The 20,445-nt window shown below is 68.2% G+C and carries 24 protein-coding genes and 1 pseudogene; 3 read left to right on the plus strand and 22 right to left on the minus strand.

The window, feature by feature from the left end:
• Positions 1-210 precede the first annotated feature (210 nt).
• Complete coding sequence (locus ABCR94_RS33060) at positions 211-537, minus strand: helix-turn-helix domain-containing protein (RefSeq protein ID WP_347124514.1); 327 nt, start codon at positions 535-537, stop codon at positions 211-213.
• Between the two features lie 540 nt (positions 538-1,077).
• Here ABCR94_RS33060 and ABCR94_RS33065 point away from each other — a divergent pair.
• A complete protein-coding gene (locus tag ABCR94_RS33065; RefSeq protein WP_347124515.1) occupies positions 1,078-1,953 on the plus strand; it encodes a DUF5655 domain-containing protein in 876 nt (291 codons plus the stop codon).
• Positions 1,954-2,127: 174 nt separating this feature from the next.
• On the opposite strand, the gene ABCR94_RS33070 is transcribed toward ABCR94_RS33065, so the two are convergent.
• From ABCR94_RS33070 to ABCR94_RS33085, 4 genes and pseudogenes are all read right to left on the minus strand, one after another.
• Positions 2,128-3,498, minus strand: a complete 1,371-nt coding sequence (locus ABCR94_RS33070; protein WP_347124516.1) for an SPDY domain-containing protein — start codon at positions 3,496-3,498, stop codon at positions 2,128-2,130.
• Positions 3,499-3,561: 63 nt separating this feature from the next.
• Positions 3,562-4,689 carry a DnaB-like helicase N-terminal domain-containing protein gene (locus tag ABCR94_RS33075; protein WP_347124518.1) on the minus strand — a complete coding sequence of 376 codons (1,128 nt, stop codon included), beginning with the start codon at positions 4,687-4,689 and terminating at the stop codon, positions 3,562-3,564.
• Entirely contained in the window at positions 4,689-5,960 is a 1,272-nt protein-coding gene (locus ABCR94_RS33080) for a DNA cytosine methyltransferase (RefSeq protein WP_347124520.1), read from the minus strand. The genes ABCR94_RS33075 and ABCR94_RS33080 overlap by 1 nt, the downstream gene beginning before the upstream one ends.
• Positions 5,957-6,295: pseudogene (locus tag ABCR94_RS33085) on the minus strand (hypothetical protein); the annotation flags it as partial. The gene ABCR94_RS33080 and the pseudogene ABCR94_RS33085, both read right to left, overlap by 4 nt.
• Before the next feature lie 166 nt (positions 6,296-6,461).
• Between ABCR94_RS33085 and ABCR94_RS33090 the strand changes: the two are divergent.
• Both ABCR94_RS33090 and ABCR94_RS33095 read left to right on the plus strand, forming a co-directional pair.
• Complete coding sequence (locus ABCR94_RS33090; RefSeq protein ID WP_347124522.1) at positions 6,462-7,508, plus strand: IS630 family transposase; 1,047 nt, start codon at positions 6,462-6,464, stop codon at positions 7,506-7,508.
• 96 nt (positions 7,509-7,604) lie between these two features.
• Positions 7,605-8,174: a hypothetical protein gene (locus tag ABCR94_RS33095; protein ID WP_347124523.1), complete on the plus strand. Its 570-nt coding sequence runs from the start codon at positions 7,605-7,607 to the stop codon at positions 8,172-8,174.
• A 174-nt stretch (positions 8,175-8,348) separates the two neighbouring features.
• On the opposite strand, the gene ABCR94_RS33100 is transcribed toward ABCR94_RS33095, so the two are convergent.
• The 17 genes from ABCR94_RS33100 to ABCR94_RS33180 form a co-directional block, all read right to left on the minus strand.
• Positions 8,349-8,564, minus strand: a complete 216-nt coding sequence (locus ABCR94_RS33100) for a hypothetical protein (protein WP_347124525.1) — start codon at positions 8,562-8,564, stop codon at positions 8,349-8,351.
• The gene (locus ABCR94_RS33105; protein WP_347124526.1) at positions 8,561-10,348 is read right to left on the minus strand and encodes a type IV secretory system conjugative DNA transfer family protein; all 1,788 of its coding nucleotides are present in this window, start codon (positions 10,346-10,348) and stop codon (positions 8,561-8,563) included. Before ABCR94_RS33105 ends, ABCR94_RS33100 begins: the two co-directional genes overlap by 4 nt.
• A gap of 106 nt (positions 10,349-10,454) precedes the next feature.
• Positions 10,455-10,760 carry a hypothetical protein gene (locus ABCR94_RS33110; RefSeq protein ID WP_347124528.1) on the minus strand — a complete coding sequence of 102 codons (306 nt, stop codon included), beginning with the start codon at positions 10,758-10,760 and terminating at the stop codon, positions 10,455-10,457.
• A 285-nt stretch (positions 10,761-11,045) separates the two neighbouring features.
• On the minus strand, positions 11,046-11,891 hold the full coding sequence (locus tag ABCR94_RS33115) for an SPDY domain-containing protein (protein WP_347124530.1): 846 nt from the start codon (positions 11,889-11,891) through the stop codon (positions 11,046-11,048).
• A complete protein-coding gene (locus ABCR94_RS33120; RefSeq protein ID WP_347124532.1) occupies positions 11,891-12,238 on the minus strand; it encodes a hypothetical protein in 348 nt (115 codons plus the stop codon). The genes ABCR94_RS33115 and ABCR94_RS33120 overlap by 1 nt, the downstream gene beginning before the upstream one ends.
• 29 nt (positions 12,239-12,267) lie before the next feature.
• Positions 12,268-13,068, minus strand: a complete 801-nt coding sequence (locus ABCR94_RS33125) for an SPDY domain-containing protein (RefSeq protein ID WP_347124533.1) — start codon at positions 13,066-13,068, stop codon at positions 12,268-12,270.
• On the minus strand, positions 13,065-13,448 hold the full coding sequence (locus tag ABCR94_RS33130) for a hypothetical protein (RefSeq protein ID WP_347124535.1): 384 nt from the start codon (positions 13,446-13,448) through the stop codon (positions 13,065-13,067). Before ABCR94_RS33130 ends, ABCR94_RS33125 begins: the two co-directional genes overlap by 4 nt.
• Positions 13,449-13,721: 273 nt before the next feature.
• The gene (locus tag ABCR94_RS33135; RefSeq protein ID WP_347124536.1) at positions 13,722-14,129 is read right to left on the minus strand and encodes a hypothetical protein; all 408 of its coding nucleotides are present in this window, start codon (positions 14,127-14,129) and stop codon (positions 13,722-13,724) included.
• Positions 14,130-14,188: 59 nt separating this feature from the next.
• Positions 14,189-14,947, minus strand: coding sequence for a hypothetical protein (locus ABCR94_RS33140; RefSeq protein ID WP_347124538.1), 759 nt, complete (start codon positions 14,945-14,947; stop codon positions 14,189-14,191).
• Positions 14,948-14,970: 23 nt separating this feature from the next.
• Positions 14,971-15,666 (minus strand): hypothetical protein, encoded by a 696-nt coding sequence (locus ABCR94_RS33145; protein WP_347124540.1) that lies wholly within the window; start codon positions 15,664-15,666, stop codon positions 14,971-14,973.
• A gap of 13 nt (positions 15,667-15,679) precedes the next feature.
• Positions 15,680-16,537, minus strand: a complete 858-nt coding sequence (locus ABCR94_RS33150) for a relaxase/mobilization nuclease (RefSeq protein ID WP_347124542.1) — start codon at positions 16,535-16,537, stop codon at positions 15,680-15,682.
• Positions 16,534-17,322, minus strand: coding sequence for a hypothetical protein (locus ABCR94_RS33155; protein ID WP_347124544.1), 789 nt, complete (start codon positions 17,320-17,322; stop codon positions 16,534-16,536). The genes ABCR94_RS33150 and ABCR94_RS33155 overlap by 4 nt, the downstream gene beginning before the upstream one ends.
• Complete coding sequence (locus tag ABCR94_RS33160; RefSeq protein WP_347124546.1) at positions 17,319-17,741, minus strand: hypothetical protein; 423 nt, start codon at positions 17,739-17,741, stop codon at positions 17,319-17,321. Before ABCR94_RS33160 ends, ABCR94_RS33155 begins: the two co-directional genes overlap by 4 nt.
• Before the next feature lie 98 nt (positions 17,742-17,839).
• Positions 17,840-18,391, minus strand: coding sequence for a hypothetical protein (locus ABCR94_RS33165; protein ID WP_347124548.1), 552 nt, complete (start codon positions 18,389-18,391; stop codon positions 17,840-17,842).
• 56 nt (positions 18,392-18,447) lie between these two features.
• On the minus strand, positions 18,448-18,573 hold the full coding sequence (locus ABCR94_RS33170; RefSeq protein WP_347124550.1) for a hypothetical protein: 126 nt from the start codon (positions 18,571-18,573) through the stop codon (positions 18,448-18,450).
• 13 nt (positions 18,574-18,586) lie between these two features.
• Positions 18,587-19,426 (minus strand): hypothetical protein, encoded by an 840-nt coding sequence (locus ABCR94_RS33175; RefSeq protein ID WP_347124552.1) that lies wholly within the window; start codon positions 19,424-19,426, stop codon positions 18,587-18,589.
• 568 nt (positions 19,427-19,994) lie between these two features.
• A partial coding sequence (locus tag ABCR94_RS33180) for a hypothetical protein (RefSeq protein WP_347124554.1) occupies positions 19,995-20,445 on the minus strand: 451 nt, incomplete at its 5' end.

The raw sequence follows: 20,445 nt of genomic DNA on the forward strand, positions 1-20,445 counted from the left end.
TTCCGAATCCGACGAATCGGGTGTCACGTGGCCGCGCTTCTCCGCGTCGTCATTCGAGAGTGTCGAAGTCCGGCGAGGAGGCAACACAGGCGGCCCTGAGTACTTGGGCAAGGGTCGAGAGCGCTTTGAAGACACCCAGGACCTCTGCTAAGGAACTCGAGAGGTCCACCATGCTCAGGCGGGGCCTTGCGGCGTGAGGGTGGGGCAATGTCAGCCGGTGACTGGGTTGTATTCGGGATCTCCGCTTTCGAGGACGCGGAGCAGGGAGGCGGTGACGACACGTGTTCCACGGCCGATCTGGAGCACGCGGCACGGGAATTGGCCGCGACGGACGAGGTCATAGCCTTTTGCCCGGGAGAAGCCGAATGCTTCGGAGGCATCTGCCACGCTGCTGGTACCACTCCAGGTGGCACGGATGCGCACGGGGCTGCACGCAGCATGCCCGGCCTGCGCATCGGTGGATGCTGGGCTCACGTGGTGGCTCCTGGGGTAGTGACGTGACTCTGGTGCGGTGAACCGGTCGATCTGTGCGGACATAGAGGTTCTCCAAGACCGAGGGAATGGTGTTCGCTTGACGTGACGACGATGAATCCATGGTCCCCAGAAAGGCCGGTTTGGCTAACCGGCCTTTTCGGGCTATGTTGCCCAGCCCCCGGATGCATCGGACGTCGCACCGCGGCTGAAATCGCCTCCGGCGGGCATGTTGGCCATGGTGCTGGAATTCCGCTTCAACGTGTAGCGGGTGACATAGCACCACGTCGCCGATCTGGCAAACATGCAGGTCAAGAAGGGTCCGACTATCCGGAGTTGGGCCCTTTTGGTTTTTCCCGTGCTGGATAGGTGCTGGATAATCTGATCCTTCGTCACCTTTCATCACCCCTCGTCACCCGCACCGTGTTGGATTGGTGCTGGATGTGGGCGCGGTTCCGGCGGCTCCTGCGGGGGCTCCCTTGGGGAAGGGCAAGTGGGTACGGTCGAACGACCCATTCGCACACTTCTTTCACGGCCCCGAAGTCGTTCGCGGAAACAAACCTGCACCCGCTCGGCGTTGACGATCTCTGAGCCGAGGAGGGGAAGGTGTCGGGCCTGAAGCTGTTCAACACAAAAAGCGGCGTGACCGAGGTCACGCCGCATCTTGCTGATGTCGAGGCGGATGTGCAGGGCCTCGTTGAGGCGCACATGGAGACGTTGCTGGGCGTCCGGTTCTTGGCGAGCGAGTACAGCACCGGGCCGGTTCACGGCGGTCGGATCGACTCGCTCGGTCTTGACGAGAACGGGTCGCCGGTCATCGTCGAGTACAAGCGCGGCGTCGATGTTGGCGTCATCAACCAGGGTTTGTTCTACCTCTCGTGGCTGATGGACCACCGCCGTGAGTTCGAGCACCTGGTGCGCGACCGGCTCGGGGCGACGGCTGCGGCGCAGGTGCTCTGGAGCGGACCGCGGTTGATCTGTATCGCCGGTGACTTCACGCGCTACGACGTGCACGCGGTCCGTGAGCACCGGCGCAGCATCGACCTGGTGCGCTACCGCCTTTTCGGCAGTGAGCTGCTTGGTCTTGAGACCGTGGCATCCGGCAGCGGCCGGACACGGACAGCCCGCCGGGCGCAACTGCAGACGCTCGTCGATGGCCGGAGTGAGCCGATGGACGAGCTGGTGCGGGCCGTTGACGAGGCGCTGCTGGGCCTGGGGAACGGTGTGAACCGCATCCAGCGCAAGCAGTACCGGGCTTATCAGCGTCTGCGGAACTTCGCCTGCGTCTGCCCGCCTCAGCGGAGCAAACTCCTCGTCTACCTCAAGGCCGACCCGAAGCCGGTCGACCTCGTTCCCGGGTTCACCCGGAACGTGACGGGACTCGGCCACCACGGCACGGGCGACCTGGAGGTGCAGCTGCGCACCCCGAGGGACGTGGAGCGTGCCGAGGATCTGTTCCGTGCGAGCTACGCAGCGGCGTGAGCGGATGGCGGGCATCTGGCCATGAGCGTTTTGCGCTCGGTCTGCGCTGGGTGCGGGTGGGGCCTCTCGACGTACGGGCAGGTCGTGGCGGTGGACTGCCAATGATGCACGGGATCGCCGGTTTGGCTAACCGGCGATCCCGCGCTATGTTGCCCCGCTCCGAGGGCTCAGTACTCAGCGTGTACGGCTGGCTGATGGACCGGTCTTTGGCGCTGGGATGGTCAGAGGCGAGGTGGCGAGGCGCGCTCTGCGTTCGAGGCCGATGGCCTGCGCCTGGCGGGTGCCGGTTCCGTGGGCGAGGTTCTCGGAGAGGTCGGCCAGCAGCGAGCTGGGCGTGCGCGGGGACGCGTGGAGGGTCCAGGTGGGGCGATCGGGGTTCGTGCCGCCCCAGATGATCCAGGTAGCGAGGGCCTGTTCCGGATGATGCTGGGCGGCGAAGGTATCGAACTGGACTCCTGCGTCCCCGGCGGGGGTTGTCCAGCGCATCCAGCGCCCGTCGACGGTGTGGTTCCACCCGGCGTCGGTCAGGGGGTGTGTGGCGGCGGTGACGGCCTTTTCGTCCACCGGGGTGCCGAGGGCGGTGTCCAAGTCGCCGTCGGCGAGGTGATCCAGCAGTTCCTGCATCACGGGGGCGGGGGTGGCGCCGGTGCTGGTGAGGGCCCACATGCGGTCGGAGACCGGTGTTTCGTAGGCCGCCACGGTCCACGCGGTGTCGTGGGCGGTAGCTTCGTGGACAAGTTCGATGCGCAGGGTCTGGTCTTCGTGGATGGCGTGGGTGGTTCCGTCGGACCAGGTCCGCCACTTCGACCAGTCGCCGTGCGCGTCGAGGAAGGTGTCCAGGATGGCATCGTGGTCGCCGGCGTCGGCGGCATACGCCGGGACGGTCTCTGGTCTTGGACGCGGTAGTTCGGGCTCGATGGCGGGTGTGCCGAGCTGGGTTTGGGCTTTGACGGCGGCGCGTTCGGTGTCGGTCAGGGGTGCTGGGCCGGGGCGCATGGTGTCGCCGTGGATCTTCTCGAAGGCGAGAAGGGCTTTGGCGGGCGAGTCGAAGGTGTCGGCGATCTGCCGCAGGTGGTTCTCGCCGTGGAGATAGACGCTCCGCCCGCCGTTGAGGTAGGTGCCGACCGCGACGGTGGTGTGGCCGTCCTCGGCGTGGGCGTGGATGAAGAGGTGGCCGTGACGGATGTATTCATGGATCTTCTGGGCTTCGGCTGAGACCTCGCGGATCTCGCTGCGGGTGCACCAGGGCATCGGGTAGTTGGCCCAGGTCCAGTCCTCGTCGATCGCCTCCCGCAGCCCGGGGGTGATCTCGGTGGTGATCCCCTCGGCGTTCAGGGCGTTGGCGGCCTGCTGTGCCCAGTAGGGCTCTTCGCTGTCGATGCGGGCCAGGACGAGGATGTTCTCGCCGACGGGGGACCAGCCGTCGGCCTCCAGAGCCAGGTGGGCGATGTGGGCCTGGGCGCCGGTCAGGGCGGCGGTCAGGGCACTGGGGTGGGTGGGGTGGTTGTCGAGGCGGACATGCGCGTCGAGGGCAGGTGTCGTCACGAAGGATGGCTCTCTTCTGCCGGTCGCCGGACCGTGGATTGTTCGGCGGTCGGCGGGTGGGGGTCAGCGGGAACTGCGCGAGGCGGGCGGGCCTGTGGCCCGTGGCGGGCGGGCCCGGGGCGCGGCCGTGGCCTTCGCCGCCCTGGTGCGTGCGGTCTTGTCCGCTTGTGCGGGTGAGGCGGTGGCGTGGTGCCAGCGGGTGCGTACGGCGGACAGGTCGGCGAGGGCGCGGCGGCTGCCGACGACGAGCTGGTACGGCGTGGTGGCCGGGTCGTCGGTGAACGCCTCGATGCGCCGGCCGACGTGCCGGATTGTCGTGAGGAGTGAGCGCTGCAGGACGCGCTCGGCCCAGTGCTCCGGGGAGCCGACAGGTCCGGCGAGGAGGTCCAGCAGCTCTCGCGGTTCGGCCCCCGGGCCGAGCAGGCCACGGTGCCGTGCTTCCCACAGGACCGTCACCGGATCGACGGGTGCGTGGCGCCGAGTCAGGGCGATCAGGCTCTGCCACAGACCGGCGTGCAGGGGCTGCGTGAAGTCGCCGGGCATGAGCCATCGCATCTGCTCGACGTCGCTGGGATGCGCGGTCGCGGTCGCGAGCAGCAGCCGTTCCTCGTCGACCGCGTCCTCGTCGTGGGCTGTGACCGGCTCAGGAGTGGAGGTGCGGGGCAGGGATCCGGCGTGCGGGGGGAATCGGGCGGAGATGTCGTCCACCACGAGAGCGAGGGCATCGGCCTCGGTGAGCGTCGTGGCCATGTGCTGCGGGAATGTGGTGTCCCCGGCGGTATGCGTGAGGCGCTGGGCGGCGGCAGCCAGACGACGCCGGGCGTGCTCTGCCTCGATCATCCGCGCGTACGCGGGTGCGTGCCGGGGCCAGGGGCAGACCTGGATCAGACTGTGCAGGTGCGGCGCGGTCAGTCCGCGCACCTGCTCGCGGGCGGTGGTGAGCACGGCTGCGAGCCACTTCGTGTTCTTCGCGTGCTCGACCGGATCGGGCGCCGGCAGGGAGCGGATCGCGGCGAACAGGGCGCCGTGGGCGGCTGTGGAGAACGCGTCCGGGCCGATCCCGGTCACGTCGCGGAGGTGCTGCGGGTCGAGCAGGAGAGCGCCGAGGAGAGCCTGCTCGACATGGAACACCGGATGGGGCGGCGGGATCGAGTCGAGGTCGCCCTCGTCGGGTGCGGGGGTTCGGGGCATCAGGCGGCCAGGGTGAAGTCGTCGGGGTCGAGAGGAATGTTCAGGTGCGGGGCGAGCAGGTGGGCCGCGAGCAGCGGGGGTACGGCGTTGCCGATCTGCGAAAACTGCTGGCCCTTGTTGCCCGCCCAGGGGTAGTCGGCGGGGAAGGTCTGCAGGATGCCGGCCTCCCGGGCGGTGATCCGGATCGGGTTCGGAGCGGGCGCCGACACCGCATCCTCCCGCTGTGCGCCGGGGGGTTCGGCGATCCAGGTGCATTCGTTGGAGCGGTGTCCGAAGAACAGCGTTCCCGCCGGTTCTGACAGCGGCCGGATGGTGGCGTTGGCCTGGTTGTTGCTGCGCAGGGACCAGGACCAGCGGTGGGCCTCGGCGGTGAACGTCGGCGCCGGGGCGCTCCCGGCACGGTTCTCGCGGGTTCCGTGGCGGGCCGCCCACCCCGCGCCTTCGCGGCGGGACTGCAGGACGACGCCGTCCGGCTGCGGCGTCCAGGTGCCGCGCTCGCGGGCGTCGGACAGTGTCTTGCGGGAGCCGGAGGGGAACGGTTCGGGGCCGCCGCCGGGGCCACCGCCGGCGCAGACGGTGGGAACGGGCCGGTCGGTGGCGCCCCACCCCAGGGCTTGGGCCATGCTGACCCAGCGCGTGCGGCCCGGACCGAACAGCAACTCGGGCTCGCCGACTTGGGCATGCGTCGGTGTCGGGGGCTGGGCCGTGCGGACCCGGGAGGCGAGCAGGATCGCCCGCCGCCTTGTCTGCGGTACGCCGTAGTCGGCCGCGTTGAGGATGCCCGTCCACACCGAGAAGCCCCACCGCCGCAGCACGGCCGCGTACTGCTTCCACAGCGGCAACACGTCGGGGACCTCTTCCATGACGACCCACTCGGGCTCGCCGACCGCGTTCAAGGCGTGGAGGTAGCGCATGGGCTCGGCCGCGAGCAGGCTGCGCTCGTCGCGGCAGGCGGCCAGGAGGCGTTCGCGGATGTCGTGTCCGGCGGCGAGGTTCTCGACGGCCTCGTGCACGAGCGGCTGGTCCACCAGGCCGAGGCGTTTGCCAGCCATGCTCCATGCCTGGCACGGAGGGGACGCGATCAGTCCGCGGGTGCGGCCCACCCAGGGCCACGTCGGATACATCGCCACGTCAGTGCGGACCGTCAACTGCCCGGCAGCCGCACGGGTTTTGCAGGCCCACTCGTCCCATTCCAGGCCGATGTCGCGCACGCCGAGCACGCCCAGCGCCCTGCTCCAACCACCGGGTCCCGCGAAGAGATCAAGTATCACGTGGCCAGCCCGAAGTCGTCCTGGGTCGGAGTATCCGCGTCGCCGCGGCACGCCCAGGGCGAGCAGCCGTCCACCACGCCGTGCTCCAGCTCGTCCGCATCGTCTGCCCCGGTGTGGAGGGCGGCCCGTTCGGCGGCCGTGACATGGTCGATCGGCGCATGGCTCAGGGGGACACGGGAGCGGTGCAAGAACGCCTCGCCGAGCAGCTGGTTGCCCGAGGCGTTGGCGCGGGCATTTCCCTGCCGGATGGCCGCATCGAATGCCACCACGTCCGCCCACTCCGACGGTGAGGTATCCCTGATGCGCCGCCACTGCGCGTTGCCATGGAACGGACAAGTTATTGCGAATTGAGACAGGGGGGAACTCCTCTGTTGAGTGAGGGCGGAGAGTCAGGTGAGGCAGATGGGTTGGCTGAGGGGGCGTTGACTGGACTTCCCCTGGTCCTGTTTTGTCGCTCGCTATTGATCCGAAACGCTTTGGGTTCGGGCTCGTTGATGATGTGTGAGTGATCTGGTGGGGGATGCGCGGACTTGGTCGCCGGACGCGCAGGAGGCTGTGCGGTTGCTGGCGGTGTCGGCGCTGGTGGAGGGCCGGGACCGGGTAGAGGTTGCCGCTCTGTTCAGGGTGTCGGTCAGGGCCGTGGACAACTGGTGGGCGAGGTGGCAGGCCGGCGGGCGGGACGCGCTGCTGTCCCGGCCGCGGGGCCGACGCGCGGGTGAGCATCAGGTTCTGTCCGAGGCCGAGCAGGCCGCCGTGCGGCAGGCTGTCCTCGACCACACGCCGTCCGGCCTGGGGCTTTCGGGCCAGCTGTGGACGCGGGGGCAGATAGGCCGGCTGATCTTCAAGCTGTATGGAGTCCGCTTCACCGATCCCGGGGTCGGCAAGTACCTCAAGCGCTGGGGATTGACCTTCCAGCGACCCGACAAGCGGGCCGTCGAGCAGGATCCGGAAGCGGTCCGGACGTGGCACGAGGAGACCTGGCCGGCGATCCTGGCCCGGGCGAGGGCCGATGGCGGCGAGATCCTGTTCGCCGACCAGGTCGGGATCCGCTCGGACCAGGTCACCGGCCGCACCTGGGGTATGAAGGGGAAGACTCCGGTGGTCCGTCGCACCGGGAACCGGTTCTCCGTGAACGCGATGTCCGCGATCAGCACCAAGGGCCGGATGCACTTCATGGTCTTCACCGAGTCGTTCGACGCGACGGTCATGTGCCGCTTCCTCGCTCGCATCGTCGGTCACTTCGACCGGAAGGTCCACCTGATCGTCGACCGGCACTCGGCCCACCGCTCGAAGACCGTCCGGGCCTGGCTCGCCGACCACCAGGACGAGATCGAACTGCACTTCCTGCCCTCGTACTCACCCGAACTCAACCCCGACGAGCTCGTCAACGCCGACCTCAAACGCAGCTTGCCCCACACCCACCGGGCCAGGAACCGGACCGAACTCGCCGCCGAAACCCGCAGGTTCTTCCACCGCCGACAACGCCAACCCCACATCATCACTGGCTACTTCAAAGCCCCGCACGTCCGCTACACCCTCGACGAGTGAACCCCATGAGTTTCTGATCAATATGTTCAGGCGCACGAACGGATGTGTAAAGATCAGAGGTTGGTGGCAAAGTAGCTGTCGGCGACGGGAGGCGATATGGGGAATGATTCAGGGAAATGTGCGCCTGAGGAACTTCTCGCGTTGATTCAGTGGCACATTGTTCGGTGTGATGAATTGCGCTCAGCGGTGGCAAATCGTGCCGCTGTCCTGCTCAGTGCGAATGCTTTCACTTCTGCTGGTGTGGCTGCGGTATCAGTAAGCGTCTCAACCCCGCAGGAGAGGATATTTCTCTACCTACTCTTTGCGGTGACGGCGTCCACGTTGGTCTTCGCTGCTCTGTCGGTCGCGTTTGCTGCTGACTCTTTGATCAACCGTTTCGGCTGGTCTGTTCGCTATGGGGCCGAATCGACGCCGTTTGCACCTGCCTTCAGTCACTCCGATACGGTCCGCTATATGGGATCGCTGGCTGATTTCCGGCGGGGGCAGCTTGACCTGCGGATGACTGATGCGCTTGAGCATGCGATCTCAGAACTGTGGATCGTGATTAGGGCTCATCATCGAAGGTATGGTCAGATGCAGAAGTCTGTGCGCTTTTTCTATTATTCGCTGGGTTCGTTCGTTGCTTCTTCGGTTTTCGCCCTCCTTATTCGTTTCTTGGCTGCGTGACGTGGTGCTCATGTGGCTCCTGGGAAAAATTAAGGACTTGGGATAGCGGAATGAAACTGCTGGTGGTTCCCAGCTCTCTCGGGGTGGGGCCCGCAGGAGTAGGTGTGTCTGCGAGTCGTTCGGCCAGGGCGCTGACCGCTTCGCGGTCTCCTTCGTCCTGTGGCATCAACGCGTTCATCGCCGCGTCCTCTTGGACGCTGCGGTGGCATGCGGTGCGGTAGCCGGGGGCGTGCCCACACCGATGTGCGCGCGGTGCTGGGTCAGCGCGCGCTGGCCCTCAGCGGTGACGGTGATGCCCCGCCCCCGGTACAGCGGCACGGACGTATCCAGCTGGACCAGGCCGTAAAGGCGCGCGCGGAGGTCCATCAGGTGCGGGCGGGGCTCGCTCATGCTGCGGTTCCGAAGTCGTCTTGCTTGGGAGCGGCTTTGGCGATGGCCCGTTCGGTGATGGCTTTGGAGGCGCGGGCGGAGGCGGCGGATAGTTTGGCGGCGCCGGGCTCCAGGTACCAGGGGCGGAGGTCGAGCATCGCGACGCGCATGCCGGTGGCGAAGCAGAGCGCGGTGCCCTTGGGCAGAGCGCGGATCGCGTCGGCGGGCAGGATCCGCTCCTGCCGCATGCTGACCGAGGTGGACTTGCCGGATTCCGAGTGCGAGGTCGAGGTGGTCTCCACGTCGTGATCGCCGATCAGGCGGCTGAGCTTGTCGGCGAAGTCGGGGTCGTCGATGCCGGCGCCGATGACCTTCACGGTGGAGGCGGACCACATGGCGTCCATGCCGGCGTCGCCCCAGACTTTCTGGCCCTGGCGGTAGCTCTGGAGGATCGTGATGGGGATGATGCCGCGGCTGCCGAGGTGGGAGTACAGGTCCGGCAAGTCGCTGATCTTGCAGACGTTGGCGGCCTCGTCGAGGATCGCGAGCATCGGCGGGTCCAGGCGGCCCCCGGCCCGCTCGGCCTGTGCGGTCGCGGCGCGCATCACTGAGTCCGCGCAGGCCGCGATGAGCGCGCTCGCTCCGCCGCCGCCGTCCTTGCTCAGCAGGAACAGGGTGTCGGTGGAGGTGACGAACTGCGCCGGCCGGAACTCGGGAACATCCTTCTGGGGTGTCACCCATGCTGCGATCTCGGCGTTGAGCAGGGCAGCGGCGTACTGGCGCGCGGTCTCGTAGATCCCGTCTCTCGTCTCCGGCGGCCCCTCGACGGTTCCCTTGAGCTGGGCGGCGACGGCGGCCAGATCGTGGTCGCGGAGGATGTCGAGCGGGGTGCGGTCGGCGGGGAAGGCGAGCCACTGCATGATGTCGGTGATCGGCCGCTCGTCGAGCGCGGCGGCCAGCAGAAGCTGGGACAGGATGTTGCTGCCGGCCTTGGACCAGAAGTCGCCCTGGGCGCTCGCGTCGACGCTCGCGGCGAGGAAGTGACCGGCCAGCCGGTTGGCCCCGTCCAGCGTCGTCGCGCTGGCGAGGGGGTTCCACCACATCTCGCGGGCGGCGTGAGCGATCTGCTGCGGATCCATGGTCCACACCTGCCCCACCTCTGTCCGGGCGTCGTAGGCGGCGGTGAAGGCATCCCCGGCGGCCTTGTTCGAGGTCAGGAGGACGGGGCCGGGGGCGGCCAGGACGGAGGGGATCGCCAGGCTGGTGGTCTTGCCGGACCGGGGGGCCATGATCGCGACAGCGACGTCTTCGAAGCCCATCCGCACCTCGTGGCGGCTGCCTTGGAGGTTGCCGAGCAGGATGCCGGTGTCCTTGGCGTCGATGCGCTTGGCGTCCTTGAGGCTCGGGCGCAGGGAACGGGCCTTGTCGGTGATGGCCTTGGCCATCAGCGGCTGGATGTCCCGGGCCTTGGCCATGTCGGTGATCTTCTTCCGGCCTCCACCGCGGTTCTTGTACCGGGCCCACAGGACGCCGGCCACTGTCCCGAGGGCCATGAGGAGGAGAACGGGAACGATGCGCGTGGCGATCAGCAGGAGCGTGTCCCCTGCCTGGGGCCACAGCTGTTCGGGGTGAAGCAGGGCTGCGGTCGGCTGGTAGGGGGCCCAGGTGGTTCCGGTGAGGTAGGCGGTGATGTTGCCGGACAGCCAGGTGAGGTGGGCCAGGGGGACGACGACGGCGAGCACTCCGAGCAGGAGGCGCAGGACGAGGTCGTACCCATCGGTGGAGCTGGTCGAGGAGGGAGGCAAAGAGCTATCGGCTTCCGGACGGGGGCGAAAAGGTCAGCGGCTGGTGCCGTTCTGGGCTGGTGGACGTGGCTGGGCGACCTCGACGGTCAGGGACTCGGGGGCACGCTCACCTGCGCACCGCTGTCGCCCGGACGGGGGCGGGGACCGTAGTCGGTGGCGGGGCCAGGGGCGAGGGGGCTTTCGAGGCGGCGGAGTTGATCTCGCTCAGGGCGCCTGCGTGGGTTCCCCAGTCGTCGAGGTAGTTCCACGATTCGGCGAGATGTTCAGCGAGCGCGCCGTCGAAGGCCGGGGTGCCGGGCGGGGCGTTGGCCGGGAGACTGTCGCGGGTCGTCAGCCACTGCTCGTGGAGGGCTTCGAGCTGTTCGAGCGCGGTGTGCAGGACGCCCAGCTGGTACACCCAGCGGCTCTGCACCGTGTTCGCCGGCAGGTGGGCCAGCTGTGCCTCGGCCGTGGCCAGTTGGTGGCAGGCGCTGCTGCGCAGTGGCTCGAACGCGGTGTGGGTGTCGGCGTCGCGCTGGCTCTGGCGGAGGCCGTAGGCGTGGTCGTCGTGCGGCCAGCCGTCGAGGTCGGTGTGCTCGTCGGAGTAGGCGTCCCAGGCGTCGAGGATCTCCTTGCCGTCCTGGACGAAGTCGTCGAGGTGACGGAGGAACGCGTGGTGTGCGGTGTGATCGGCGGAGATGGAAAGGGTCCTGTCGGTTCAGCGGCGAGCGGCCGGACGGGCGGGGCCCGTCGACGCCGGGGTCGTCACGGGTTTCGTTGCCTCCCGGTGGGCTGCGCGTGCGTGCGCACGGAGGGCATTGAGGCGGGTGGTGTGGGCATCGACCGTCTGCTGCGGGGTGAGCGTGCTGGGCTGTTGCAACACGTTGAAATGGGCGGTGCGGTCGAACATGGCGCGCTGGAGCGGGGCGGGGTCGGCGAGCGCGCTGACGAAGGCGCCCACGAGGTGTTCGGGTGTGTTGCCGTCGAACGATGCGTGCCAGATTCGGGAGCCCCTTGGCATACCGTGTCCAGGCTCGCGCGCCTCCACATGCCAGGACACGCGATCCTGCACACGCCAGGGCACCAGGGCGTCGCCGCGCTCCGTGCGCCGTTCCACGCGGCACCCTGGAGGATCGGAGGTCGCCGATCCGCGGCCGTCGATGAGCCAGCCTGCGGAATCCAGCATGTGCAGCGGATTTTCCTGCCCGGTGGCTAAGGGCAAAACGAGAGCGTCGGTGAGGCTGGCGAGGATCTCGGCGGGGAGGAGTTCGCCGAACTCCGCGTACCAGCCGGGCTCGGTGTCGGTGGGCTCGGCCCGCAGCCGCCACCACGCGGAGGTGGCAGACTGCGGGTCGAACTGGAGGCTGTGCCGAAAATCCGGGCTGCGCAGAACGATCTCGGCACTCAGCGGGTCGGAGACTGCCTTCCAGCCGGCGGAGGCCAGGCCGTGGGTGATATGGCGCGCGTCGCCGGGGCCGGCCAGGTGGCGGGGGCTGGTGTCGAACGGAATCTGCCAGGCGTGCCGGTCGGCGAAGGCGGCGAGTTGCCGTTCGCTCACCGGCATCAGCCGCTTTCCGGCCCTCTTACCGGGGTGCTCTTGCACAAGGCGCGCAGGTCGTCCAGGACGTACTGGAGGACGTGCTGGTCGGACTGTTCCCACGCGGCACTGCGCAGTTCCGTGATCAGAAGGGACACTGCTGCGGTGCGCGGGGTGTCCGGGTGTCCCTGAACAGTGCGGGCGAGCGCGCGCAGGATGTCGGCGAGCTGGATGGGCAGGCCCGTGTACTCGTCAAGAAGGGGCTCGACAAGGGTGAACGCTTCTGTGGGGTCGGGACTTTCACGCAGGTACTCGGTGAGGCGCGACAGGGTCTCGGTTGCGGCGCGGATGGTGTCCGGGGTGAGTGCGGGCATCGGGTTCCTCGGGTTGGTGGGAGGCAAGGTCAGCGGCGGGTTCGGGTGCGCCCGGCGTGGGCGTGCGGGCGGGCCGTGGTGCGAGGCCAGCCGCTTTGGGCGGTGTTGCGGGCCCAGGCGGCGGCGCGGGCGGCGTTGATCCGGGCCTGTTGCCAGGCGCCGAGTTCGGAGGGCAGCACCGATACGGAGGTGGTGCGGATCCGGTTGCTGGGCGGGACGTGCCCCAGCGGTCGCATGGCTGGCTGCGGGTCGGCCAGCGCGGTGGAGAATCCCTGGAGGAGGTGCAGCGGTGTGGTGGGGGTGAACCGCGCGTCCCAGGTCTGGCCGTGTTCCGTTCGGGCACCGGCCCACCAGTGGGCCTCGCCGGGGCCGGACTGGTGGAACTGCACGAACGCGTCCCTGGCCGGGCTGGTGGCGGTGAAGTGCTGACCGCGCGCGGCCTCCCAGCCCTGCTCGTGGAGTGGTGCCCACACGTTGGGGGCGTGCGCGGAGCGCGGCTTCGTGAGGGTGTCGGTCAAGCCGGCAACAATCTCCACGGGCACCTGCGGGGAGAGGACGGCGTGCCAGGCTTCCTGGTGGCCGGTGGCGTGTCCGCGGATGGCCCAGCCTCCGGGCGGGGTGAACGGGTCGTAGCCAATGCGGACCGTACGGTCGGGGCTGTCGAAAACGAGCGGGCCACCGGGCCTGGAGAGGTCCTTGAACCCGGAGGCGCGCAGGAACTCCGTCACATGCCGCAGGTCACCGCCGCCGGCGAGGTAGCGGGGTTCGACGAGGTAGTGCTGTTGGGGCTGCTGGTCCGGCCCCCAGGTCTGGCGCTGCTTCTTCTTCACCGGCGCCGCCTCACGATGAGCGGAGCCGGGGCCGGTGCTGTCGCTGTGGTCGTGGCGGGCTGAGTATTGACGCGCCGCAGGGTCTCGCGGTGTTCGTCCAGGTCCCCGCCGATGGCGTCGAGTTCGTTGGTGGCCCGGCCCAGGGCGAGCCACACTTCCGCTGGCAGCTTGCCCCGTTCGGCCTGCGCCTTCGCGAATGTGCTGCTGACGGACACGAGGCCGGTGACGCCGACGAGCAGTCCGTCGTCCGGGTCGAAGACGCGGGCGATGACCTGCATCGCTTCGTGCGGGGGGAGCTGGGTGAGGTGGTCGGCGAGCTGGCCGAGCTGGCGGGTGATTTCGTCGGCCAGCCGCACTGGGTAGGGGGTGGGGTGGGACATGCTCCTCCAGGTCGGGGACGGGTCAGGGGTGGGGGCGGTGCCCGATCCGCTGGGCTTCGGCGCGAAGGGCCTCCTGACGTGCGTCGGCCAGGGCAGAATCGCGGCCTGCGCCGGTAGGGGTGCACGCGCGCAGGTAGCGGCGGAACAGGGCGGATGCGAGGCGGGGCTTGAGGCGGTGGGTGATCGCTGGGAGCGTGCGGGGTACTACGGGGTTCTCCGATCGGGGGTGAGGGGTGGGCGGCCCCGGCGGGGGCCGGGGCCGCCCGGTTGGCCTTAGGGGGTGCGCCGGGGTGATGCCGGGTGCGAGGAGGTGGCAGTCGGCGCCTGGTACTGCGCGGCAGGGCGGGACTTGGCGGCGCGGATCGCGCGTACGGCCTGCTGAGGGGCGCCCTCGTCGAAGACTTCAGAGGTGCAGCTGACCTTGTAACCGGCCCGGAGCAGGGCGGGAATCGCGCGCGTGGCCAGGCGCTTCTGCTCGGCGGCACTGATGTGCCCGGGAACCTCGTGCCAGATGTAGACGGGGCCGGCGGTGCGGACCTCCTGGCGCTCCAGGCCGAGCTGGTCGAGCAGATCGTGGAGCTTGACCGGGGCGCCGGTGGGGGTGTCGGCGTGGATGGTGGTGGTCAGCGCCTTGACATAGATCTCGACGTCGGCGCCGTGCGCGTCGGCCAGATTGGCCATGGACATCTCTCCAGTTCAGTCGCGGCGGGACGCGGCAACTAGCTGCTGCTCCCGTGGCTTCAGCGAGCCCGGTGGGCTGGGGTACGGGTCGCAGCCGGGGCGGCCGGCACGGGGGCCGGTGTGGCGGTGGGCGCGGTTCGGCCCGAGGGGTGCTGGAGGCCGGTGCCGATGCCGAGCGCGTCGAGCTGCGGGCCGATTTCGCGTACGGCGAGGGCTTGCGCGGTGATGTCGTCTCCGCTGAGCCGGTGGATGCCGCTCTGCTGGTCCTGGACGAAGCCATTGGCCACAAGTACGGCGGCGGCCGATGCTCCGACGGGCGCGGCGGCGAGGCTGCCGTCCTGCTGCCAGGTCAGGACGACCTGCTCCGCCTGGGACGGCTGGACGCCGCCGATGGTGTTGTGGCGCACCTGGGTGAGCGCGGTGTCGTAGCGGGCGAGCAGGTCACCGGCGACGGTCTCGGCGCTCAGGAAAGGGTCGTCGGTCAGTACGACGCCATTGGGCTCACGGATTCCGCGGTACGCCTCGTCGGGCAGTGCGCGGGGGGCGACTGCGGCGATGAGGAAGCCGTCGGGTTCGTCGTGCCGGTTGAGGACGACGAGCTGGGCGCCGTCCGGGCGGCTCAGGATCGCTGCCTGCTGGAGCGGGTGTTCGGCGAGGGACTCGGCGGCGAGGCCGAGGTCCCAGATGCGGTCGGTCAGGTCAGCAAGGTCGTCCTTGTCCTCGGGGGAGTGGTAGGTGCTGGTCCAGGCGCCGGGAAGTTCGCCGGCGAGGATGTCGGCGTACGTGGCGAGGCGCTCGGATATTTCGTAATCGTGCATGGTGTCCTTGCGCGAGGTGGGGGTTAGCGGCGTGGTCCGGCGGCTACCGGGGGCGGCGGGGCGGCAACTGTGCGCGGCGGGGACGGGCAGGCGCACGCGGCGGAGCGCTCGCGCTCGGCGGCGGAGACCACTTCGGTGCAGGTACTGCGGCCGGTATGCGGCGCGTGCCGGTCGGCGAGGGCGTTACGGGTGTCGCCGAGGTCGGTGCTGATGACGGGCAGGCGATCGTCGGCGAGGTAGCGCAGCCGCTGGGCGATGTGCGGGCCGGCCGCTTCGCCGAGCTCGTCATAGAACTCGGCAGTGGCGATCAGGACTTCGCCCAGCGCGGCGAGGATGCCGTCGTGGGCGGCGGTCACCTCGGTGAGAGCGTCGGCCACCTCCTCGGTCGTAGTCGCTGCGCGGATGCGCTCGGCGAGGTGGGCGACAGTGGCGCCCAGCGGCGGGTAACTCGGCGGGCGCGCTTGGGTGTCAAAGGCGGTGTCGCAGTCGACGTGGTAGCCGACAGCCCGCAGCCTGGCTACGGCGCCGGTGGCGAGGCGGGACTCCTCGTCCTCGGCGAGACCGGTGGGGGCGCGGTGGTAGGTCTCGTGGACGCGGACGATGGGGACGAAACCGGTGCGCTGCAGGACACTGTGCGCCTCCGGGTCTCCGCCGCGGGCGAGGACCTCGTCGGTGTGTGGATCGCGGCGGATGTCCAGGAAGCGGTCGGCGAGGGGCAAAGAGACGTTTCTCCTAAGGCATCCGAGCTGCGGCGTGCCGGGCCACCGTGGGCGGTGCGGCAGCTACGCGGGGACGAACCGCGGCACTCAGGTGGCCTGCTGTGGTGTCCAGATCGTGCTGGACCGCGTGGAGGCGGCGGGCGATCAGTTCCAGGCGGTGCGCCAAGTCAGCGCCGGGCACGCCGGGTTGGTGTGCAATTCGGTGGGCGGTGTGCTCGACGAGGCCGCGCACGGTGGCCAGCGGCCCGGACTGCTCGTCGGCGAGCTGCGCCAGGAGAGGCGCGAGCTGGGTTGACGCTGTGGGGACGGTCCTGGCAACAGCCTTTGGCGGCGTGGCGGTTGCTATGGGCGTGAGCCGCAGGTCCTGCTCGATTCGCCGAGACTCCACCGAGAGGAGCCGCATGGCATCGGTGGGCTGGGTATTCCACGCGCCGTCGAGGCGGATCAAGTTGGCGATCAAGTTGAGGCGTCCGGGCTGGGCCTGGACGGCGATCCACCGGCATCCGTCTTCATCGCCAGGGACCTCGATGCCGGCGGCGCGGGCGAGCCGGTATGCGACTTCGGCCCATTCAGGGCCGGTCAGCTCACGGTCATCGGGGTGGAGCCGCACGGCGAGGTGGTAAATCGCGCGCCGGTCATCCTGTGGGCTGGCGGCGAACGGGTGCTCCCGATAGGAGTCTTCGAGGTGCTCGGCCCACTGGACGGACGTCCAGATCTTCTCCTCGTCCTCTGGTGTGTAGTAATCGAGTCCTGGCCAGTGGGCGACGACGGTGTGCTCGGTCAGTCCCTCGTCCGGCAACACCGGGCGTCCCAGCGCCTCGGCGAGCGGATCGTGCGGGAGGCGGGTCCGCTCGTGGAGACGGGGGATCATGACGGCCTGCTTCCCGTCGTGCGGGTGGACGACTGGAGCTGATGAAGGTCGCGGGCTGTACAGAGCAGGGCGCGCTCGCGGACCAGGTCGGCGTGAACCGAGGCGTCTCCCGGCGGGAGGCAGTCGATTGCCCTGTCGATGGCGCCCAGCCCTTCGTCGTACCGGCCCAGCCGGCGTAGGGCACCAGCCACGCGGAAGAGGGCGATCGGGTCGGCACCGGTGTCGAGGGCTGGCCGGGCGCTGAGGGCCAGGAGACGCTCCGCGCCCCGGTCCAGGTCCTGGCCGAGCCACAGCCCGTGCAGTAGGACGTGCAGGGTCTTGGGGTGCTCCTCGGCATCCGCGAGGACCTCGTCCATGACCGCGAGGCCCTCGGGCCGTGACTGGCCCAGCAGCGCGAAGGCGTACAGGGCCCGGGTGTAGCAGTCCAGCGGCTGATGTGCGGACTTCGCGAGCTGTTCGACGAGACGTTGGAGGGTGGGGCATCGGAAGTCGAACCGCAAGGCACTCAGGTACAGATGCGCCAAGGTGCGGGCGGTGATCGGATCATGGTCCGTTGCGGTGACGTCCTCCGGGGACAGCAGGCCCAGGACACTGTGGCCGGCCGACCGAGCCGCCCAGGCAGCATCCGCACACACCTCGGCTGAGTCCCTCCAGTCGGCCCGGATTTCGCGGAGGTCTTCGGCCAGGCGAAGCGGCCAGGAAGGATCGACCGGATCCGCGACGGCTCGGGCCCTGGCCCTGTGGAGCGCGGTGGTACGGCAGGGGCGGTGCATGGGGAGATTCACCGGCCGTCCCTGTCGGCGATGTGCACGAGCTGGTTCAGGGCGGTGGTGGTGTACCAGCCGCAGTCGATCAGCTCGTCGCGGCCGGTGTACTTCGGCAGGAGGCAGTCCTCCATGGCCCGGAGGTGGATCAGGCAGTCCGGGCAGCGGCGCGAGAGGTGCACGAGGTAGCGGGCGTGGGCGGTGATGTACGACTGTGCTCCGCCGGTCGCATCGCGCAGCCGCCATCCGTCCTCGTCGGTCGGGGTGTGCCAGGACGGGGCGATCACGCGCATGGAGTCTCCCCACAGTTCCCCGTCGGCGACCCCCTTCAGGATGACGACGGTGTCGCCGGCCTGGAAGTGGGCGTGGGTGATGTCGCGGTCGGGGGTGAGTGGGTCGGGCGTCGGAGCGAACACCGGAGTGGGTGGGGGCAGGGACATACGGTTCCTTCCACGCGAGGCGGGGCGGTGGGAGGAACAATGGTCCGGAAGATCGCCGGTTTGGCTAACCGGCGTTTCCCGGCTATGTTCCGGCCGCGTCAGCGATACGGGTTCTCCGTCCCGCGGTCCTCCTCGCCTGCCGAGTCGAGGAGTTCGAGCAGGTCGACGCCCTCTGCGTCACGCTGGTCGATCCACCACCCGGCGCGATTGACCGCACGGGCCTTCTCCTCCAGCTCCGCCCAGTCCGCGTCGTCCCAGGTCCCCTCGAGGACCAGCGCGGCGTGTGCGGAGGCCATCAACTGGTGGCGGGATCGCTCGCCCCAGTCCAGGGCCCGCTCCGGTCCCTCCAGCGGCGGCATGTCGAACTTCTTCGCCCACTCGACGGCGGTCTGCTGCTCTTCGGCGCGTTTGGCGGCGAGCCACTCTTCCTTGGACTCGGTGTCGGCGTCGCGTGCTGCCTTCCAGCAGTCGGTGCTTATCTGCACTTCACTCGGATGGCTCTGTGAGTCGCCGCGAAGCCCGGTTCGTTGTTCCGCGTCGATCGGTGCGGGCAGGGTCGTGGCGAGTAGACCGTCGTGGACGACGTGCATCAGGTGCCCGTCCAGACGCAACGTGACGCGTTGGTTGGCGAGTTCGTATCCGACAGTCACCTTGGTATTGCCGAGGCTGGCAACACCGCTCAGGTCGGCCTTCCGGTCGATCTCGATCAGTCGACCCGCGGCCTGGGCCGCCGGTGGGGGCCTGCCCGGACGGCCCCGCGCATCGAGAGTTCGTGCATGTTGCCGGCGTCCAGGCGGGAGGCGACGCTCCTGACCAGCCACACCGAACTCATTCTGAAATGATCACTAAGTCATAGCATCTACGCGGCCACGACATGCGGCCTGGATTACAAACAGCCTGTTTGCTGCCCGCTGGAGCACCGCTTCTTCCCCGGGTGCGGCGTCGATCGCCGCCATCACAGCCTGCTTCAGCTCCTCGATCGCATCCTCCGGCAGAACGAACACACCGGGGATGTCGAAACCCGTATCGACCTTGGTGACGAGCAACTCGTGGAGGTCGTCCCATGAACGCCTCGCCGCCTGCCCGAGCTTGAGTCGTTCCTCATCGCTCGACGCATTCCATAACTCCTCCAATGATCTGAGCAGCCTTTGGGATTGGCGGTTGAGGGCAGTGCACAGCTTTCGGAAGCGGGTGTACACCTTCAAAGAGGCCGCGATCCCACCCAGTGCGATCGTCAACGTCGCGCCGCTGAGGAAGATTCTGTACCTCGCGTCGCCTCCGCTCATGGCCCACCAGGCGAGCCATGCAACGCCGGTGATGCCACACCAGAGAGCGAACACTCGGAGATGGACGGCCCGACTGAGCCGACCGCGCATGCGCTCGAGCGCGAACTCCTCTGGCTCGAAACCCGAGGCATAGATGGAGTGCATCACCCACGTCACCATGAGATTGAGGGCTGCCTGCGAGCCGTCCGTCTGAACCGCCATGGCTGCGCCGAGCAGCATTAGCCCCAGAAGTAGCCCGTACGCGATCAGCGGGAGTCTGCTGAGCCCCTTACGTTTCCGCTCCGACAGCCCCCTGTACCAGGGCCTCCCCGGCCAGGCCCGGAACATGAGTATGACCATAAACAGGGGGAAGGCGACGATAAGCCACCGACTCCCCGCCCACACCACAATGCTGATCAAGGTGGCCAGGATCACGGCGATCTGCGCCGCTCCCACATTCCCACGGCGGGACGGTGGCCAGCGGATAAGGATACGGATGCGATGGAACATTTACTTCCCGCAGTTCGAATAACGGTGACTGCTCTCCTATTCGGAGGCGGCGAACAGGGCGGTGTGACGGTCAATCGACATTACGGAAGGCGTCTGTCGCATCTTGCTGAAGGCAGCTTCGCCAAGCTTGCCGGCACCAGTCAGCCCGGCCCGCATCGCTACCGGCTGAGCTCCAGGTGGCAGGGATATCGGGACTCCACGATCAGCATCACAAGTCCGGCACTACCTGCTGCGCATCCCCCACCAGTCCGCTCACACCCAGCTCAACGACCGCTAATCACAAGCGTTTCGGATCAATAGGCTAGCCGTCTTCCTCATCCGCATCAGGCAGGACAAGAGGCTGCAGCAGTGCAGCCTGTAAAGTTCGGATGGGCGCGCCGAAGGGGTGCGATACACCCGGTTTGAAGTACTCCTTGCTTAGAAAATCCATTAACATGCCAATTCGCTCCAGCTGGAAACTGGAAAACTCTGTCACCCATCAGCTCTCAGCTGATGGGTGATCCCTATTGACGACTTCCTGATTCACCCATGAGCAGAAACCATCGAGGCCGATGTTTCCAATTATGATCAGAAAGCCCACTACCAGTAGCTCGCCACTCACGCCGAGCATGGGGACGTTGCTCGATATGACGTCGGCAGCGGATGCTGCCCCAACTCCCATCAGTGATTTTGAGTCGAGAGAGAAGTTTTGCACTCCGGAGGCGCGGATGGATTCATCCACGCTGACCCGTACGGCCGGATCGGCGCACAAATACTTTCGGGCTGAGATTGCCATACACCGAAAGAATCCGCTTTCTTGCTGCATTTTTTCAGCGGCAGCTCTTACCAGATCGGGAACGGGAATACCAGGCTGGGGAGGGTATAGCCCGGCGATCCGGGCCACCTCGACATCACTCGCCAGGGTGGCTAGCGCCTCGTACTGCCAGGTT

It is taken from the genome of Streptomyces changchenzhani (genome assembly GCF_039766235.1).
GTDB lineage: Bacteria > Actinomycetota > Actinomycetes > Streptomycetales > Streptomycetaceae > Streptomyces.

Coding starts and splice junctions, on each gene's coding strand:
- ABCR94_RS33060 (WP_347124514.1), bottom strand. CDS start 537: ATGTCCGCACAGATCGACCGGTTCACCGCACCAGAGTCACGTCACTAC.
- ABCR94_RS33075 (WP_347124518.1), bottom strand. CDS start 4,689: ATGCCCCGAACCCCCGCACCCGACGAGGGCGACCTCGACTCGATCCCG.
- ABCR94_RS33095 (WP_347124523.1), top strand. CDS start 7,605: ATGGGGAATGATTCAGGGAAATGTGCGCCTGAGGAACTTCTCGCGTTG.
- ABCR94_RS33100 (WP_347124525.1), bottom strand. CDS start 8,564: ATGAGCGAGCCCCGCCCGCACCTGATGGACCTCCGCGCGCGCCTTTAC.
- ABCR94_RS33115 (WP_347124530.1), bottom strand. CDS start 11,891: ATGCCGGTGAGCGAACGGCAACTCGCCGCCTTCGCCGACCGGCACGCC.
- ABCR94_RS33120 (WP_347124532.1), bottom strand. CDS start 12,238: ATGCCCGCACTCACCCCGGACACCATCCGCGCCGCAACCGAGACCCTG.
- ABCR94_RS33130 (WP_347124535.1), bottom strand. CDS start 13,448: ATGTCCCACCCCACCCCCTACCCAGTGCGGCTGGCCGACGAAATCACC.
- ABCR94_RS33135 (WP_347124536.1), bottom strand. CDS start 14,129: ATGGCCAATCTGGCCGACGCGCACGGCGCCGACGTCGAGATCTATGTC.
- ABCR94_RS33140 (WP_347124538.1), bottom strand. CDS start 14,947: ATGCACGATTACGAAATATCCGAGCGCCTCGCCACGTACGCCGACATC.
- ABCR94_RS33150 (WP_347124542.1), bottom strand. CDS start 16,537: ATGATCCCCCGTCTCCACGAGCGGACCCGCCTCCCGCACGATCCGCTC.
- ABCR94_RS33160 (WP_347124546.1), bottom strand. CDS start 17,741: ATGTCCCTGCCCCCACCCACTCCGGTGTTCGCTCCGACGCCCGACCCA.
- ABCR94_RS33170 (WP_347124550.1), bottom strand. CDS start 18,573: ATGAGTTCGGTGTGGCTGGTCAGGAGCGTCGCCTCCCGCCTGGACGCC.